A 17181-nucleotide genomic window follows, 5' to 3' on the forward strand; every position below is an offset into this window, starting at 1 on the left:
GTAGTTTACGGCAAAGGGCTGGTACGGCCCACGGCATGAGATTTCCGAAACTGCGAGGGAGATACTTTAAAATGCTTTTTAAAGGCCCTGCTCAGATGGAATTCATCATAAAACCCAAAGTTGACGGCAGCCTCATGGAGAGTAGCCTCCGGCTGGTGCGTCAGGAAATGCCCAGCCATTTCCAGTCTGGTCTCCATCTGGTAAGCGTAGAACGTTTTTTGGCAGGCTTTCCGGAAGCGGTTGTTCAAGGTGCGGGCACAGATAAAATGCGCCTCCGCCATTTCCCCGGCAGTGTAAAAAGTCTGAGGATTTGACTGGATCTGCCTGCATACTTCCTCTACCAGCGGGTCAGAGGGCTGCCTGTCCCCGGAAACTGTATGCAGTTCTGCGATTTCACACAAAAGCAGGTTGAAAAGCAGGGAGAGGCGGCAGAGTTTTTCCGGGCTGTCTGACCAGAAGACAGATATGAGTTCCTCAAAATACATGCGGATATGCGGATGGTGCCGGCAGTGCAGCAGGGTATGGCATGGAAGAAACTTGGATGATTCCATTTCTTCCATGTCATTTTTTTTGCCTGTTTCAGCAGCCGTGGGAAGTACGTGAAAATACATGTGCCTGTTTCCGGGGTTACAGAGTTTTTCACCCCGGTGATGCCTTCCTGCGCTGAGGATCAGCAGGTCATCCCGGTGCATTTCATAGATATGCCCGTCTTCTATGATCTCCCATTCTCCATCCAGCATATAGAGAAAATCATGTTCTGCAAGAATACGGTCAGGGTGGACCATACCGTTTACAGATGTGATATAGTTGGCGCTGGTGATCCGGCGATGTGCCATTTTTTCTAAAAGCAGCATGGGACTCCCTCCTTTTTTGATGACGTTTTCCATATTATACATGTTATGTTCCTCATTGGCAATGGATATGGGAATGTAGTTTTGATACACTTACCATGACAAGAACAATACGGTACATTCCCGGGCGTGGCCAAAAATTTATTTGGGGTCCGCGCTTCCATGCCGGGATTCAAAAACAGAAACAGATGGAGGATGAATCACATGAACAGACAGGATTTCAGCAGACCGCTTTCCCTTAGAAGTGTACAGGTAACCGATGATTTTTGGAAAAAAGAGATGGAGCTGGTGAGGACCCAAATGCTTCCTTATCAGTGGGATGCCCTGAATGACCGGGTGGAGGGTGCGGCACCCAGCTACTGCATGAGAAATTTTAAAACAGCCGGAAAGAAAAATCTGGAAAGAAAAGAGATGGGGGATGCGTATCAGGAGCCGTCCTACACCTTCCGCGGTTTTGAGGCGCTTCCCGAGGACCCGGAGCATCTGGAAGATAAATTTTACGGATTTGTATTTCAGGACAGTGATTTTTATAAATGGATCGAGGCGGTGGGATATTCCCTCACCCAGCACCCGGACCCGGAGCTTGAAAAGACAGCGGACGCTGCCATTGACATTGTCTGCGCGGCCCAGCAGGAGGACGGCTACCTGGACACCTACTATATCCTGAACGGCAGGGATAAAATATTTACAAATCTGAAAGACCACCATGAGCTTTACTGTCTGGGACATTTAATAGAAGGGGCAGTGGCTTACTATCAGGCTACAGGAAAAGATAAGCTGCTGAGAGCGGCCATGGGATATGCGGACTATGCCGCAGCACATTTCGGACCGGAGGAAGGAAAATGCAAGGGCTATCCGGGGCATGAAATAGCGGAGATGGCCCTTGTCCGTCTGTATGAGGTGACAGGAAATGAAAAATATCTCAACCTGGGACGTTTCTTTGTAGATGAAAGAGGAGCCAGACCATACTATTTCGATAAAGAGCATCCGGAGTGCGTCAAAAATTCTCCGGACGGCCTCCGCTATGCATACAATCAGGCACACATCCCGGTACGTGAGCAGGACGAAGCCGTGGGGCATGCGGTGCGCGCGGTTTATCTCTACGCAGGGATGACGGATATGGCAAGGATAACACAGGATGAAAGCCTTTATCACGCCTGTGAAAAATTATGGGACAGTATGGTGGAACGCAAGATGTATATTACGGGCGGCATAGGCGGCACACACATAGGGGAGGCGTTTTCCTTTAACTATGACCTGCCGAATGACACGGCATACGCGGAGACCTGCGGAGCCATCGGCCTTGTATTTCTGGCGAGAAGAATGCTGGAGATCAAGCCTGTTTCACAATATGCGGATGTGATGGAGCGCGCTCTGTACAACTGTGTGCTCAGCGGTATGGCTTTGGACGGCAGAAGCTTCTTCTATGTAAATCCGCTGGAAGTAAACCCGGAGGCCTGCCGCATGGATGAAAGAAAAGCCCATGTAAAGCCGGTGCGTCAGAAATGGTTCGGCTGTGCATGCTGCCCTCCCAACCTGGCAAGAATGCTGAGTTCCATAAGCTCTTACGCCTACACGGAGACAGAGGATACCCTGTTCGTGCACCTCTACATGGGAAGTATCATTAAAAAACAGGTAAACGGAAAAGAACTCACCATTACAGTATCCTCAAAGCTTCCCAAAAGCGGGCAGGTGGAAATAGAGGTGAGCGGGGAATCGGTACCATTTACCATAGCCCTCCGCATACCCGACTGGTGCGGGGAGGGAGATACCGGATTCTCCATCGAAGGGGTGAGGGACAGTGAGTGTACCAGAAAAGACGGATATCTGTATGTGACAAGATGCTGGCAGCCGAAAGAGCGCTTATCCCTTAAGTTTGCCATGGATGTGAAGATCATGGAGGCAGACCCGAGAGTCAGGGAGGATATCGGCAAAGTGGCTGTGACACGAGGCCCCATGGTATACTGTCTGGAGGAGGCTGACAATGGTACGGACCTGCACCTGCTGACGCTGGACTGCGGCAAAGAGGCAGAGACTGAGGAATTTACAGTTGCCGGGGAGCAGGTGATCGCTGTTGTCATGGATGGGTTCAGGCAGCAGGTACAGACTTCACGAAAGGGCCTGTACCATCCTCTGAAAACGGCTGTGAAGGAACCGGTTAAGCTGCGTTTCATACCATATTATGTCTGGGCAAACCGGGGAGAAAATGAAATGACCGTTTGGGTCAGACAGGAAAAATAGAAAAAGGCGTAAAAAAGAAAAAAATATCACATAAAATCGAAAAATAATCCATTTTTTTTCAGGGATGATTCGATTATAATGTACTCAGTCAAAGAAAGAAGAAAAAACACGGATTATATAAAGATTAAAAAAAGGAGAATGATTTTATGTGTGTGCAGGTCTGTTTTAAAGAAATCGACGAAATTGTGAAGTTTGTCAACAAAGTATCTGAGGCGCCCTTCCAGATTGATGCCTGCTGTGGCAGCTATATGGTAGATGCCAAATCCATTATGGGAATGATGGCGATCGGTGCAGGAAAGAAAGTAGAACTGAAAATCTATTCAGATGAAGGAATTGGAAATCTGGAGCAGTTGATCCGTACGTATGCTGCGTAAATAGAGAGATTCCCCTTGTCCCGCAAAAGAAAATAACCCTGTCTGCATAGCAGTTTGATTGGCCCCTTGTCAAGTAGGCAAGGGGCTGACCCTTGCTGCTGCGCAGGCAGGGCTTTTTTACGCAGAAAACTGAGCGTATTTTTTCGGGGAAATACCCACTGCCTTTGTAAAAGATTTCAGGAAATTGCTGTAATCCCCGAAACCGCAGCGGATGCAGGCATCTGTGACGGAATACCCCTCAGATAGGTATGATTTGGCAAGAGTGATACGTTTGGCTGTGATGTATTTGTTGATAGTGGTACCCGTCTCACTTTTGAATATCCTGCACAGATAAGAGGTACTGATATAAAAATGTTTTGCCAGCCGCTCAATACTCAGATCCTCCGCAATATGCTGGTTAATGTAAGAAAGGATGGCGTCCATCTGTTCATGATGGCTTCCGGCAGGTTCATGCCTGGGCAGGTCATGGTCGCAGTTTTGCAAAAAAATACCGTTTAAAAAGGTCATAAGCTGAAGAAAGACGGCATGGTCCAGGATATCCTGTCCATAGCCTTCGTTCTCCGACAGTTTATGTATGAAATACAGGAAACGTTTCTGTTCTTCCGGGGACAGGGATATCTTGTGTCCGAAGTTGGTATTTCTGCAGGTAAAGCAGTAATTCAGGTCTGTCTTTCCGGTACAGCATCGTTTCAGGTAATCGGGATAGATGGATACAATGATCCGTTCATGCTTCACATTGTCAACCTGGGACAGGTAATGGCTCTCATATTGGTTAATGAAAAAAATGTCTCCGGGATTAAAATTATAAAACCGGTTATCAATCAGAAACTGTTTTCCGCCGGAGACAGAATAATAGATTTCATAGCAGTCGTGGATGTGGATATCCATGGGCTTTTCATAGCTGTACAGATGCGCAGCGGAGAAGGTCTGCGTTTCAATACAGGAGCGGATGCCCTCCTTACAGGAACTGCAGAGTTTCATGACGGTTCCTCCTTTGATCATTAATATCTTCCAGTATAAGATATCAGTGTAAGATTTGCAAGATTTCTGAAAGAAAAACACAGGAAACAGAAAATCTGTCATGATAAGATGGGTATAAAGATTCAGAGCGTGTCTGAAAATCCATTCCGACGATCTGCACGCTCCAGGGAAAGCAAAAGAAAGGCAGGAATCACAATGGAACTCAGAACAGCAGCATCACCAAGAGATGTAAAACACTATACAACCCAGCGCCTCAGAGAAGAATTTTTAATACAGAATGTATTTGTACCCGATGAGATCAGACTGGTATACAGCCACATTGACAGGATCATCACAGGTTCCGCCACCCCGGCAGAAAAAGAACTGAAGCTGGTGGCAGGCCAGGAGTTAAGAGCGGAATATTTCCTTCAGAGACGTGAGATGGGCGTGATCAATATCGGAGGTCCGGGCCGCATCTGTGTTGACGGCAGAACCTTTGAAGTGGCACCGCGGGAAGGCATGTACATTGGCATGGGAAAAAGAGATATCACATTTTCCAGTACAGATAAGGAAAATCCCGCCAAGTTCTACATCAACAGTGCGCCTGCCCACACTTCTTATCCCACAGTGCTCATAAAGCGTGAGGGAACGCCGGAGGAAGACGTGGTAATCATAAAAGAGGAGAACAAGGTGGAATTGGGAAGTCTGGAGCAGTCCAACCATAGGACCATCTGCAAATATATTCTTCCGGGACAGGTGGAGAGCTGCCAGCTGGAAATGGGAATGACAAGCCTGGAACCGGGAAGTGTGTGGAACACCATGCCCTGCCACACCCATGACAGAAGGATGGAAGTGTATCTGTATTTTGATATGCCGGAGGATGCCTTTGTTATGCACTATATGGGAGAACCACAGGAGACAAGGCATATTGTCATGAGAAATGAGGAGGCTGTGATCTCCCCCAGCTGGTCTATCCATGCAGGTTCGGGCTCCAGGAATTATACATTTATCTGGGGAATGGTAGGCGAGAACCAGGATTTTGATGACATGGACGGTATCAGAAATGAGGACATTCTGTAACAGCAGGCTGAAAATACAGATAGGAAAGCAGACCGGAAAACAGAAAGGAGATTCCATATGGAAACAAATAAATTATTTTCTTTAGAGGGAAAAGTTGCCCTCGTGACAGGAGCAGCTTACGGCATAGGATTTGCCATTGCAGAGGCTTATGCGGCAGCCGGCGCCAAAATCGCGTTTAACTGCAGGGGCCGGGAGCACATGGATAAGGCGCTGGCGGACTATAAGGCAAAAGGCATTGAGGCCAGAGGCTATATCTGTGATGTGACAGATGAGGCACAGGTTGAAAATATGGTGGCTGACATTGAAAAAGAACTGGGCACCATTGACATTCTTGTGAACAATGCCGGTATCATCAAGAGGATTCCCATGACAGAGATGAAAGCAGAGGAGTTCCGCCAGGTGATTGACATTGACTTAAACGCCCCGTTTATTATGTCTAAGGCGGTGATTCCCGGTATGATCCGGAAGGGACACGGCAAGATCATCAACATCTGTTCCATGATGAGCGAGCTGGGCCGCGAGACAGTTTCCGCCTACGCTGCAGCAAAAGGCGGCCTGAAAATGCTGACCAAAAATATTGCATCCGAGTACGGCGAATACAATATCCAGTGCAACGGCATCGGCCCCGGTTATATTGCCACACCTCAGACAGCACCTTTAAGAGAGACACAGCCGGACGGAAGCAGACATCCCTTTGACCAGTTCATCCTTGCAAAGACACCGCAGGCACGCTGGGGAACCCCGGAGGACCTGATGGGACCTGCTATTTTCCTGGCTTCTGATGCGTCCGACTTTGTAAACGGCCATATTCTCTATGTGGACGGCGGCATTCTGGCATACATTGGAAAACAGCCGTGACAGAAAACAGATAAATTTCAATCGTTACGAACCATTCATCAAGTGAGGAGTAAAAAATCATGAAAATCGCATTAATAAATGAAAACAGCCAGGCAGCTAAAAACGGAATGATCTGCAGTGCGCTGAAAACAGTAGTGGAGCCAATGGGCCATGAAGTCCGTAACTACGGTATGTATACCGCAGAGGATGACTGCCAGCTCACCTATGTGCAGGTGGGAATCCTTGCGTCGGTTCTGTTAAATTCCGGCGCGGCTGATTATGTCATCACAGGCTGCGGCACAGGAGAGGGAGCCATGCTGGCCTGTAATTCCTTCCCGGGAGTCATCTGCGGCCATGTGGAGGACGCTCTGGACGCATACACCTTTGCCCAGATCAATGACGGCAATGCCATTGCCATTCCGTTTGCAAAGGGATTCGGATGGGGCGGTGACCTGAATCTCCAGTATATTTTTGAGAAGCTTTTTGTTGAGGAAAGCGGTCAGGGATACCCGAGAGAACGGGCAGTTCCGGAAAAACGCAACAAACAGATTTTGGACAAGGTAAAAGAAGTCACATACAGAGACCTTCCCGAAATTCTGGAGAATCTGGACCGGGAGCTTGTAAGAGGAGCCCTGGGTGGTGAGAAATTCCGGGAATATTTCTTTGCAGACTGCAAGTGTGACAAGATTGCAGATGCAGTAAAGAAGATACTGGACTGAACATAAAAAAGCAGAGGTATGAGATGTCAATAAGTTTAAAAGTACAGGATAAAAACGGCTTCACACTGGCAGTAGCCCGTGGGGAGAGGGAAGTAAACCTTCCCTACTCCGCCGAATACAGAGAAGGGGACCAGATCGTTGTGGAAGCGGCTGAACTGCCGGCCTTTTACTGGCTGTCCCTGGATGATGCAAGAGGGCACTCCCTGGTTTACCTGACAGGAAATATGTGGTATAAGATACCTTTTGGGGAAAAGCGTGTCAATATGTCACCCAAGACCTTTTCCGGCAGTAAACACCTGATCCACATCCGCAAAGCCTATTCCTTTGAGTATGAGGCATACAGGAACCTGGCTTTGAATATAAATGACTGCCACGGGGAGACGAACTGCTACCCCCACGCGTCAGCCAATGTGGAGACCAGAGGCGAGTCCGTCTTCGCTGCCATGAACGCCATTGACGGAATCACTGCAGCAGCCTGCCACGGAGAATGGCCGTATGAGTCCTGGGGAATCAACCAGCGTGCAGACGCAGCCATAAAATTGGAGTTTGGACGGACGGTGGAAGCTGACCGCATCATTCTTTACACAAGAGCGGACTATCCCCACGATAACTGGTGGAAAAAGGCCACAGTCACCTTTTCTGACGGCAGCACCATGGAACTGGAGCTGAAAAAGACAGGAGAAGCCCAGGAATTTACTTTTGAGAAAAAGAAAATAGAATGGCTGCAGATAGGAGAATTGATAAAATCAGAGGAACCATCCCCATTTCCGGCACTTGTTCAGCTGGAGGTGTATGGGACGGAGGCGTAGTTGGAAGGGGCTGTCTATTTCCCGACCAATGTCAATAAGTTAAGCCTACAGATATTGATTCAAGCCTCACTGATTAAATGGTCAAAAGTAGTTTTTAAGCTTTTGACCATTTTTTTGCACGACAAATAAAACAGATATCTCCTTAAATAAACGTATATTTAAGTGGCTTCGCCGCAAAATTTGAGTGATTTGTCAAGCTTTTTTTGAATTATTACAAAAAAAGAGCAGGTCATACATTGTATAATCTGCTCTTGAAGATGTTACTTTAACTTATTGACATTGATTTCCCGACAGCCCCTTTTTCCGTAACTGAATCATTATTATTTACTCATCTTCTTCACATAAGCCGAAGGCGTAAGCCCTGTACACTTCTTAAAAATCTTACTGAAATAATAAGGCGTATTCCCGCACCCCACAAGCTGCGCCACATTTTGAATCTGTTCATTATCCCGTGTGGACAAAATTTCCTTTGCCTTCTGCACCCGCAGTTTCATAAGAAATCCGGAAAACTTTTCCCCTGTCTCCTTTGTAAAGCACCGGCTTACATAATTTACATTCATATACAGATAATTCTCAGAGATCCATTTCAGCGTCAGATCAGGATTGGAATAATGCTCATAGATATAGTCAATCAGCCGCGAGATAAAGGGGCTGTACTGTTTGGTGTTAAAGGACTGCACTTCGGAGAGCTTATTGATATGATTAAGCACCGCGTCCGCTATGCTGACCGCGTCCTCCTCCTTGTGGAGCTGATACAGGAAATCCGTGATCTCCGGCAGCGTGTGGGAGGGAAGCTGTGTTCCCAGGGAAATAATAATATTGTCGCAGAGCTGCAGCAGAAAGTCCTTATTAGAGATGGCGGAGAGGATTTTCTTAAGCTCTGCCACGGTGTCTTCCCTGCCCATGGCATTTTTATCCGCCAGCACAGGCACCAGCCTGTTCACCCGGTCTACGATCTGTCCGTAGTTAAAATTGGGAACCGCGTCTGTGCCGTCTATAAAATAGAGAATGTCATACCGTTTCAGCTTTTTGATCAGCACGGTGAGCAGTGTTTTCAAGTCCGTGTATCTCATGCGGCTGTATTCCACGGATACGGTCTGGCCGGGAAAGTCCAGAGACTTGAAAAAGCTGTCAAGCTGCACATAAGAGGTTTCAAAATTAGGGAAAAAGACCAGGAGTACATTCTGTATATAGACAGCGTAGCGCTCCACCTCCGGCATATTTTTCCGGCAGTAATCATCAAAACGTTCCAGACACCTTGCCAGATTTTTCTCTTCCAGATAATAGACACTGCAGAACTGATAAGGCACATCTGTCAGGTTGATGTAATGCTCGTACAGATCGAAAAAGGTATCCGTCACCTGCGTGCCGGAGATTCCTTCCCGTATCATATTCCGAATCAGGGTTTTGTGCAGGTTATGAAAGGCCCGGCTGTCCTGCTCCGGTTTTAAGTCCCCTGCAAATGCGACCTTATAGTAATCTTTTGTGACCTCCTGAATACAGTCAATGATCTGCGTCTCCGTGCAGGGCTTCAGCAGATAGTGCTGGACGCCGCATTTCATAGCTCTTTTCGCATATTCAAATTCTCCGTATCCGGAGAGGATCACAAACTGTGTGCATAAATCCGTGCGGTTGATCCTCTCAATCAGTTCCAGGCCCGAGATACCGGGCATCCGGATATCTGTTATCACGATATCCGGGCATTCATCCAGAATGGTGTGATAAGCTTCCACACCATCGGTACAGGTTCCGACAAGCTGGATATTGTAAGATTTCCAGTCAATGATATTGGCGATGGCCTGGCAGATCATTTCCTCGTCGTCCACGATCAGTAATTTTAACATGGCTTGCTCTCCTCTTTCTGTGTACAGGGAATGCGTATCTCCGCTGCCGCGCATTCCTCGTAAGTCTCTTCGTCTTCTATCGTATATAAACGCAGTCCGTAGGCACTGCCGTAAGTCATCTGTATCCGCTTATGGATATTCAGGATTCCGATTCCGAATCCATGGGGCTGTATCTCTCCGTCCAGCAGCTTCTCCATGAAATTTTCCTCGAAGGAGGAGCCTGTATTCATGATCTTCAGAATCAATGTGCCGTCCTCTGTCCGTGAAGTAATGGTAATATAACAGGTTTCGGAGGATTCTTCCAGTCCGTAGCGTATGGCATTTTCAAGCAGCGGCTGCAGAGTAAATTTGGGAATGGGAATGTCCAGAAGGCTCTCAGGAATATCCACAGAGAAATCCAGCCGTTTCTGATAGCGTATTTTCTGTATGATAATATAATTGTCCACAAGGGTCAGTTCCCGGCGCAGTGTGAAATCCCTGGAATTGTTGCCAAGGGACAGGCGCAGCAGATTGCCGAGGGCTGTGGTGATCCGGGAAATCTCTTCTGATTTGATCATGCGTGCCCGCCAGTTGATGGAATCCAGGGTATTGTACAGAAAGTGGGGGTCCATCTGGCTCTCCATTGCCTTGATCTGCGCCTCTTTTTTCAGCAGTTCGTTGATGTAATTCTCATTGATCAGAGTATTGATCTTTTCCACCATGGTGTCGAAATTTTTGTAGAGAAGCCCTATCTCGTCCTGCCGGTATTCTATCGGGGGCACGGCAATCTCATATTTTCCTTCTCCGAACTGTTTCATATTCTCGATCAGCCGGTCAAAATGCCTGAATAGGGCAAAGACCAGTTTGGTGCTGAAAATCCCCACCAGTATCACAGCCAATACCATGATGAGGAAAAAGGACTGGCTGGAAAGAGTGATAGCCTGGTAGATGGAATTGTAGGAGACAGTACAGATGTAATTCCATCCATAGGTGGGGATCAGACCGCTTACCGCAAACAGTTTTTCATGTTTCAGGGTGACCACATCATAATCTCCCCGCAGTTTATCATACAGCTCTGCGGATTCTTTGCGGGACAGCGCACTGTCGTTGAAGATGAGGCTGTTGTCATCGTACAGATAATAAGAAATATCCTCAAATTCCGTGCTGGCCTCCGTGGTTGCGGATATGAACGCATTCATATCTATATTTATAATAAGTACACCCAGAGTATCCAGGCTGAGCCCTTCTATTTTACGCAGTTCTTTCACTAAGAAAATACCGTGGTCAGGTCCGTAGTCCGTGACAGTCACCGTTGCGCCCTGGTTGTCATAGGCTGTCCGCTTCAGTTTACTGCGCACAGAATCCGGCACTGTCTGAAATTTCCGGTTGGAGGTACTGATAACGTCATCCCCCTGCATCACGGAAATATAAGAGATGGCGTCACTGTTGAAAATAAAGAAATAATCACACAGTGTGGAATATACCTGGTTGAAACAGAGCTGTTTTTCCGAATTCTGTGTGCTTTTGCCTGACCGGTCCAGACTTTCCTGTATGGTCTGGTTGGCCAGTATGGAGTCTACGATCGTATCTATGTATTTTAACTGGTCAGAAATCTCCAGGGCGGAGTCTGTAAGGGAAGCCGCTATGGAATTATACAGTTTCTTTTCATAAGAATTGGATACAAACTCCAGACTGACAATACCTGCCAGAAACAGGACCAGAAATCCTGTCAGGATAACAGCCAGAATTTTATGTTTCAGGGACATGCTTTGTAATCTTCCCATTTTTTTCATGGTTTACGCCCTTCTTATATGTAATGATAAAAAAATTATATTAAAATAAAAGTAAAAGCGCAATTGATTTGCCCGGAAAAAATGCGGGAAGTCAATTTTTTACAGGTAAAGTAATTTTTTTGCGGACGCAGGTATGTTTTTTGAGCGCAGAAGTAAGTTTTATCAATTTTCATCCGGGGGAAACCATTATATAATGAGTTACATCAAGAGGAGCTTCTCAAAAGAAAATATGGAGGAAAAACAGGTGAAGAGGAAATTTTTAAAAAGAGCAGCAGCAGCGGCACTGGCATGTGCGCTGGCAGCAGTTTCCATGACAGCATGCGGATCAGATAAGGGCGGAAACGGAAGTAAAGAGGAAGCAGCGTCAGGGGAACTGACCATGGCCTGGTGGGGAAACCAGGTAAGAAATGAGCGTACACAGCAGGTGCTGGATAAATATAAAGAGGAAGAGGGAACCACAGTCAAAGGACAGTTTTTCCAGTGGGACGATTACTGGAGTAAAATGGCTACTTCAGCCGCAGGCAAAAAAATGCCGGACATCATTCAGATGGATATGTCATATCTGCAGCAGTACGTAGACAAGAGCCAGCTATTAGATTTGACACCATATATTGAAGACGGAACCCTGGATACCTCCAATCTGTCTGAGGACGCGATCAACATGGGCAAGGTAGGAGACAAGATTTACGGTGTTGCATCCGGAACCAGTTCTTCCTGTATGTTCTATAATAAAACACTGCTTGATGAACTGGGGATTACTGTAAAGGACAATATGACTCTGGATGAGTTCATTGAGATCGCGAAACAGGTTTATGAGAAATCAGGCTACCGTGCAAACCTGATCCACTACGGAATGTACATGGAAGTTTACGCAAGGGCAAATGATATCCAGGTGGTTGACAAGCTTGGCGGCAAGAGCGCAGAGGATTATGTGGATTACTTTAAAATCTCTGAGAACGGTGTAAAAGAAGGATGGCACATCTCCCCGAGTCAGGCTGCCGATACAGCCAGTGTGGAGGAGGACCCCATGGTATACGGCTCCAATCCTGATAACATGACATGGTGTACCATCAACGGATCTGCCATGCTGACCGCTTACCAGACAGCAGCTCCGGAGGGAACCGATATAGCCATCACAACAATTCCTTCCACAGACCCGAAAAAATCAAACTATGTAAAACCCAGTATGTATTATTGTGTGAGCGCTGATACCAAGAACCCGGAAGAGGCAGTGAAGGTATTGAATTACTTTACAAACTCTTCAGAAGCTTACAAGATTCTTCTTGCAGAGAGAGGTATCCCGGTATCCAGCAAGATCGCTGAGGAGATCATGCCTCTGCTGAGCCAGGAAGACCAGGAAAATGCTGCATTCATCACAGATGTCATCACTCCGAATTCCAGTGCACTGCCTCCTCTGGCACCGGAGGGAACCAGTGAGGCCCAGGATCTGTTAAGGAAACTGGAAGAGAAGGTGAAATACGGGGAATATACTTCCGAGAAGGCTGCGGAGGAATATTTCAACAGCGCAAACGAAATTTACGCGGAACATCAATAAATAATCAGGGCTGCTGTAGTCTTTTGGACGGCGGCAGCCCTTTTTCTGCCTTTGGAAAGGAGAGAAGATTTTGAAACCTACTAGCAAAAGATTATATAAGTTTTTAAATAAGGAAAAGACAGCGGGAGTTGTGTTCTGTCTTCCTTTTATTATAGGATTTCTGGTGTTTTTGATCATACCTATGGGAATCTCTTTTTATTACTCGCTCTGTGACTACGACATTCTGTCACCGCCGGAGTTTGTGGGACTGAAAAATTACATAGATATGTTTACAAATGATGAAGTGTTCTGGCATTCCATCAAGGCTACCCTTTATTTCGCGCTGGTGTCTGTGCCGCTGAGGCTTATTTTTGCCCTTTTGGTGGCAATGATACTGGTGAAACCCACAAAGGCTACGGGATTTTACCGTGCAGCCTACTATCTGCCCTCCATCATCGGCGGTTCAGTGGCTGTAGCTATTTTATGGAAGAGAATGTTCGCACCCGACGGTGTTGTGAACAGCATTCTCGGAATATTCGGGATTGACACCAACTTTGCATGGCTCAGTGACACCAGAACAGCGATCTGGACACTGATCCTGCTGGCTGTCTGGCAGTTTGGTTCTTCCATGCTGATCTTCCTGTCCGCATTAAAACAGATTCCGAAATCTCTGTATGAGGCAGCAGACGTGGACGGCGCGGGCAAGGTGACAAAGTTCTTCCGTGTTACCCTGCCGCTTCTGACTCCCACGATCTTCTTCAATCTGGTTATGCAGATGATCAACGGATTCCTGGCATTTACACAGAGTTTGATCATCACACAGGGAAAACCAATGGATACCACTTTATTCTACGCGGTGTACATGTATCAGCAGTCCTTCTCCTTCAGCAAATCCGGTTATGCTTCCGCAATGGCATGGGTTATGCTGGGAATTATTGCAGTGATAACATTTGTGTTATTTAAGACCAAAAAATATTGGGTATATGAACAGGGGTGAGATTGTGAAAACGAAGAATATAAGAACAGTTGTCTATCATGTTTTAGTCTGCGGTTTCGGATTAGCCATGCTGTATCCGCTCTGCTGGATGTTCATGAGCTCTTTTAAGGAAACCAGTACTATATTTACAACAGCGGGAAGCCTGATCCCTGAGAAATTCACACTGGAGAATTATGCCAATGGCTGGAGAGGATTTGCAGGCGTATCCTTTGGCACATTTTTTAAAAACTCTCTTTTCATAGCAGTTGTGGGAACCATAGGAACCCTGGCATCTTCCGCATGTGTGGCATACGGATTTGCCAGATGTCAGTTCAGGGGCAAGAAGATCTTATTCGGCGCCATGCTGGCGTCTATGATGCTGCCGGGACAGATCCTTATGGTGCCCCAGTATCTGTGGTATGAAAAACTGGGCTGGGTCGGCAGTTTTTCGCCCCTTATCATTCCGTTTTTCTTTGCCATCCAGGGATTTTTTGTATATCTTATGATGAACTTTATAGAGGGTATCCCTACAGAGCTGGATGAGGCAGCCAAAATTGACGGCTGTTCCTATTACGGGATCTTCTTCCGTATTATTTTGCCGCTGATGGCTCCGTCACTGATCACAGGCGGTATCTTTTCCTTTATGTGGAGATGGGATGACTTTATGTCAGCGCTGCTCTATATCAATGATGCTGCCATGTATCCGGTTGCCCTGGCGCTGAAACTGTTCTGCGATCCCGGCTCCTCCTCGGACTATGGCGCAATGTTCGCAATGGCGACTCTCTCCATCGTGCCTATTGTACTGATCTTCATTTTCTTCCAGAAATATCTGGCAGACGGAATTGCAACCTCCGGATTAAAGGGATGATAATATATGAAGAGCTACATATCCGAAACAGACAGCATGCATTATATATACGGCGATGACACAGAAGCCGTGCTGCGCACAATGGCGTACCGGTTTATGGGAAATCATCCGCCCATGCCCTTTCTTCTCAGGGCTTTCCATGAAAATGGGGCCAGAAGGAGAAAGAACGGGGACGCAGTCCTGGATTTTCAGCAGCAGTTTCCCGGGGCCCTTTTGGGGGACTGGGGGGCAGCAGCCGGTGAAATGTGGTGCCCGGAAGGGAAAATGAGCCGTTTCCTGGTGAAGTGTGAGAGCCGGACATTAGTATATCTCAACCGGGAGCTGATACTTCTCTGTCCGGGAGCGGGAGAATATGAACTGACGGCCAAACTGCATGAAGGGATGAACCGGCTTTTCCTTGTTTCCAGAAAAGAAGCAGGATTTTGCTGTACGCTGACCAATAAAATGCCTCAGTGGGAGCCATGTTCTTATCTTATGCCCTTTGAGGAGAGGGGAGGAGAGGCTGGTTTTAACTTTACTTTGTTGAAAGCAGAGGAGGCGGATGAGAAAACAGCCGTGAATTTTTTTCTCAGGGAATCCTTCTGGGAAAAAACGGAGAAGGAGACAGAAAGAGTTTGGCTGCCGGCTGCAGACGTCCCCAGATTACCCTGGAAGGAAGCGGGCCAGATATGGTTTGCATGGACAGAGGTAGGTGCTGTACCGGGTACGGACCTGAAAAAGGCGTGGGAAGAGCTGATACGCTTTTTGAGGGAGCAAAAAGAAAAGAATCCGTGTATCAGAGCAGTTATGATAGATGGATGCAGGATGGATGCGGATGATAAGGAATCGAGATGCTGCAGAAAACCATATCAGGAGCACTTCCGCGCTTGCTGCCAGATATCCTGGTTGATCCGCACAGAGGAACGAACATGCGGGATGACCTGTCCTGATTGGGAAAACAGCCGTTGGGAATGTCGTATTCCGGTGGAGGCAAAGGGAAACTGCGGTGATGTTCTCTTTCTGGGGCCTCTGGATTGCCGGGCGGAAGAGGCACTGATGACCTGGATCCCCGACAGACGGGAATTTCTTACAAAGCCCTTCCGGATATCTGATTCCGGTGTTTTCTGGAGAACTAAATATCCATCTGTTGTTATCCGTCCCTTTGCAGAGAGCTGTCTGTTCGGCCGCTGGACATATCCCCTGGGGGTGACTCTGTACGGAATGCTGCAGACAGGTCTGTATTATGAGATGCAGGAACTGATAAAATACGTGCGTGATTCCATAGAAATGGTGGTCATGGCTGACCGTTATGCAGTCTATGACCGGGAAAAATACGGATTTCCCGGTGTCAACCAGCAGCTTCTTTGGATGGACGCCCTGGATGACTGTGGGTCATTCGGTTCCTGTATGCTGGAATACCTTCTGAACTGCATGGAAGCATGTCAGAAAACTCCCCCGGACATACGGCGTGCGCCCCGCTGCGGCATAGCCAAAAGCAATGTTCAAACATACGCCGGGGAACAAGACAGATATTTTAAAGAAGAAGTACAGAGGATTGCCGGCAGAATCGGCAGATATATTTTAAAAGAACAGATCCGAAATGCGGACGGCTCTTTTAAGAGAAGAGACAACAGCATGTGGATTGATGATATGTATATGAGTGTTCCTTTTTTGATCAGGTACGCAGAAGTTTTTCATGATGACAATGCCATAGAGGAAGCTGTCAGACAACTGCTCTTATATAAGAAGCATTTTTATTTCAAACCGCGTGCTGTGAAGGGAAGCGGGCACATTTTGTCCCACATGTATAAACTGGAATTTGAACATGCGAATATGATCCCATGGAGCAGGGGAAACGGCTGGGTAGTTTTTTCACTCAGTGAACTGCTCATGAGGGAGAATCCGGATGTACCTATGCGGGAGGAACTTGTGTCTTATTTCCATGATCTGTGTGAAGGCTATCTGGAGCTCCAGGATGAGGACGGTCTTTGGCATCAGATTCTGGACGAGAGGGATACCTACCAGGAGACATCTGCTGCAGCCATGTTCATCTGCGCCATGTCCAGAGGGATTCGTTATGGGCTGCTGCCGGAAGAACGGACGGCAGATTTTGCTGAATCTGTGTTCAGGGCCTGGAACGGTCTGGCGAAAAAGGCCATAGACAGGAAGGGAAATCTATACGGTGTCTGCCAGGGTTCAGGCTGGTCCTATGAACGGGAGTATTACAGAGCCCTGGAATGGAATTTCAACGATACTCATGGAATCGGTATCGTTATGCTGGCAGGCGTGGAGACAGACAGATTAAAACATTACCTCACAGAAGAGTGATTAGGAGGA

Annotated in this window: 14 protein-coding genes; 10 read left to right on the top strand and 4 right to left on the bottom strand. The window is 47.2% G+C overall.

Annotated elements, in window-relative coordinates; all coding sequences use genetic code 11:
- Positions 1–5: 5 nt before the first annotated feature.
- Positions 6–854, bottom strand: coding sequence for a helix-turn-helix domain-containing protein (locus V8Q34_RS07505; protein WP_335835169.1), 849 nt, complete (start codon positions 852–854; stop codon positions 6–8).
- A 201-nt stretch (positions 855–1055) separates the two neighbouring features.
- On the opposite strand from V8Q34_RS07505, the gene V8Q34_RS07510 reads away from it, so the two are divergent.
- Together V8Q34_RS07510 and V8Q34_RS07515 are read left to right on the top strand one after the other, a co-directional pair.
- Complete coding sequence (locus V8Q34_RS07510) at positions 1056–3092, top strand: glycoside hydrolase family 127 protein (RefSeq protein ID WP_335835170.1); 2037 nt, start codon at positions 1056–1058, stop codon at positions 3090–3092.
- A gap of 146 nt (positions 3093–3238) precedes the next feature.
- On the top strand, positions 3239–3466 hold the full coding sequence (locus tag V8Q34_RS07515; protein ID WP_033141505.1) for an HPr family phosphocarrier protein: 228 nt from the start codon (positions 3239–3241) through the stop codon (positions 3464–3466).
- A gap of 117 nt (positions 3467–3583) precedes the next feature.
- Here the strand turns inward: V8Q34_RS07515 and V8Q34_RS07520 are convergent, their stop codons facing one another.
- A complete protein-coding gene (locus V8Q34_RS07520) occupies positions 3584–4447 on the bottom strand; it encodes an AraC family transcriptional regulator (RefSeq protein ID WP_103730961.1) in 864 nt (287 codons plus the stop codon).
- A gap of 195 nt (positions 4448–4642) precedes the next feature.
- Between V8Q34_RS07520 and kduI the strand changes: the two genes are divergently transcribed.
- Genes kduI through V8Q34_RS07540 form a run of 4 tightly spaced genes read left to right on the top strand, consistent with a single transcriptional unit; the run spans position 4643 to position 7871 of the window.
- Positions 4643–5506 (top strand): 5-dehydro-4-deoxy-D-glucuronate isomerase, encoded by an 864-nt coding sequence (gene kduI / locus V8Q34_RS07525; RefSeq protein WP_244805707.1) that lies wholly within the window; start codon positions 4643–4645, stop codon positions 5504–5506.
- A 57-nt stretch (positions 5507–5563) separates the two neighbouring features.
- A complete protein-coding gene (locus tag V8Q34_RS07530) occupies positions 5564–6364 on the top strand; it encodes a gluconate 5-dehydrogenase (protein WP_244805708.1) in 801 nt (266 codons plus the stop codon).
- Positions 6365–6423: 59 nt separating this feature from the next.
- Complete coding sequence (locus tag V8Q34_RS07535; protein ID WP_244805709.1) at positions 6424–7062, top strand: RpiB/LacA/LacB family sugar-phosphate isomerase; 639 nt, start codon at positions 6424–6426, stop codon at positions 7060–7062.
- A 23-nt stretch (positions 7063–7085) separates the two neighbouring features.
- Positions 7086–7871 carry a DUF7402 domain-containing protein gene (locus V8Q34_RS07540; protein WP_033141501.1) on the top strand — a complete coding sequence of 262 codons (786 nt, stop codon included), beginning with the start codon at positions 7086–7088 and terminating at the stop codon, positions 7869–7871.
- Positions 7872–8191: 320 nt separating this feature from the next.
- Here V8Q34_RS07540 and V8Q34_RS07545 read toward each other — a convergent pair whose 3' ends face one another.
- Entirely contained in the window at positions 8192–9715 is a 1524-nt protein-coding gene (locus V8Q34_RS07545) for a response regulator transcription factor (RefSeq protein ID WP_227210948.1), read from the bottom strand.
- Positions 9709–11487, bottom strand: a complete 1779-nt coding sequence (locus tag V8Q34_RS07550) for a sensor histidine kinase (protein WP_227244856.1) — start codon at positions 11485–11487, stop codon at positions 9709–9711. Before V8Q34_RS07550 ends, V8Q34_RS07545 begins: the two co-directional genes overlap by 7 nt.
- 193 nt (positions 11488–11680) lie before the next feature.
- Between V8Q34_RS07550 and V8Q34_RS07555 the strand changes: the two genes are divergently transcribed.
- The 4 genes from V8Q34_RS07555 to V8Q34_RS07570 all read left to right on the top strand — a co-directional run bounded on the left by V8Q34_RS07555 (position 11681) and on the right by V8Q34_RS07570 (position 17172).
- Complete coding sequence (locus V8Q34_RS07555) at positions 11681–13042, top strand: ABC transporter substrate-binding protein (RefSeq protein ID WP_227210949.1); 1362 nt, start codon at positions 11681–11683, stop codon at positions 13040–13042.
- Between the two features lie 70 nt (positions 13043–13112).
- Positions 13113–14018, top strand: coding sequence for a carbohydrate ABC transporter permease (locus tag V8Q34_RS07560; protein ID WP_033141498.1), 906 nt, complete (start codon positions 13113–13115; stop codon positions 14016–14018).
- Positions 14005–14865, top strand: a complete 861-nt coding sequence (locus V8Q34_RS07565) for a carbohydrate ABC transporter permease (protein WP_255785541.1) — start codon at positions 14005–14007, stop codon at positions 14863–14865. Before V8Q34_RS07560 ends, V8Q34_RS07565 begins: the two co-directional genes overlap by 14 nt.
- Positions 14866–14871: 6 nt before the next feature.
- Complete coding sequence (locus V8Q34_RS07570) at positions 14872–17172, top strand: glycoside hydrolase family 88/105 protein (protein WP_335835171.1); 2301 nt, start codon at positions 14872–14874, stop codon at positions 17170–17172.
- The last annotated feature ends 9 nt before the right edge of the window (positions 17173–17181 follow it).

Source organism: Blautia sp. JLR.GB0024, from assembly GCF_037000545.1.
GTDB classification, from domain to species: Bacteria; Bacillota; Clostridia; order Lachnospirales; family Lachnospiraceae; genus Blautia; species Blautia celeris.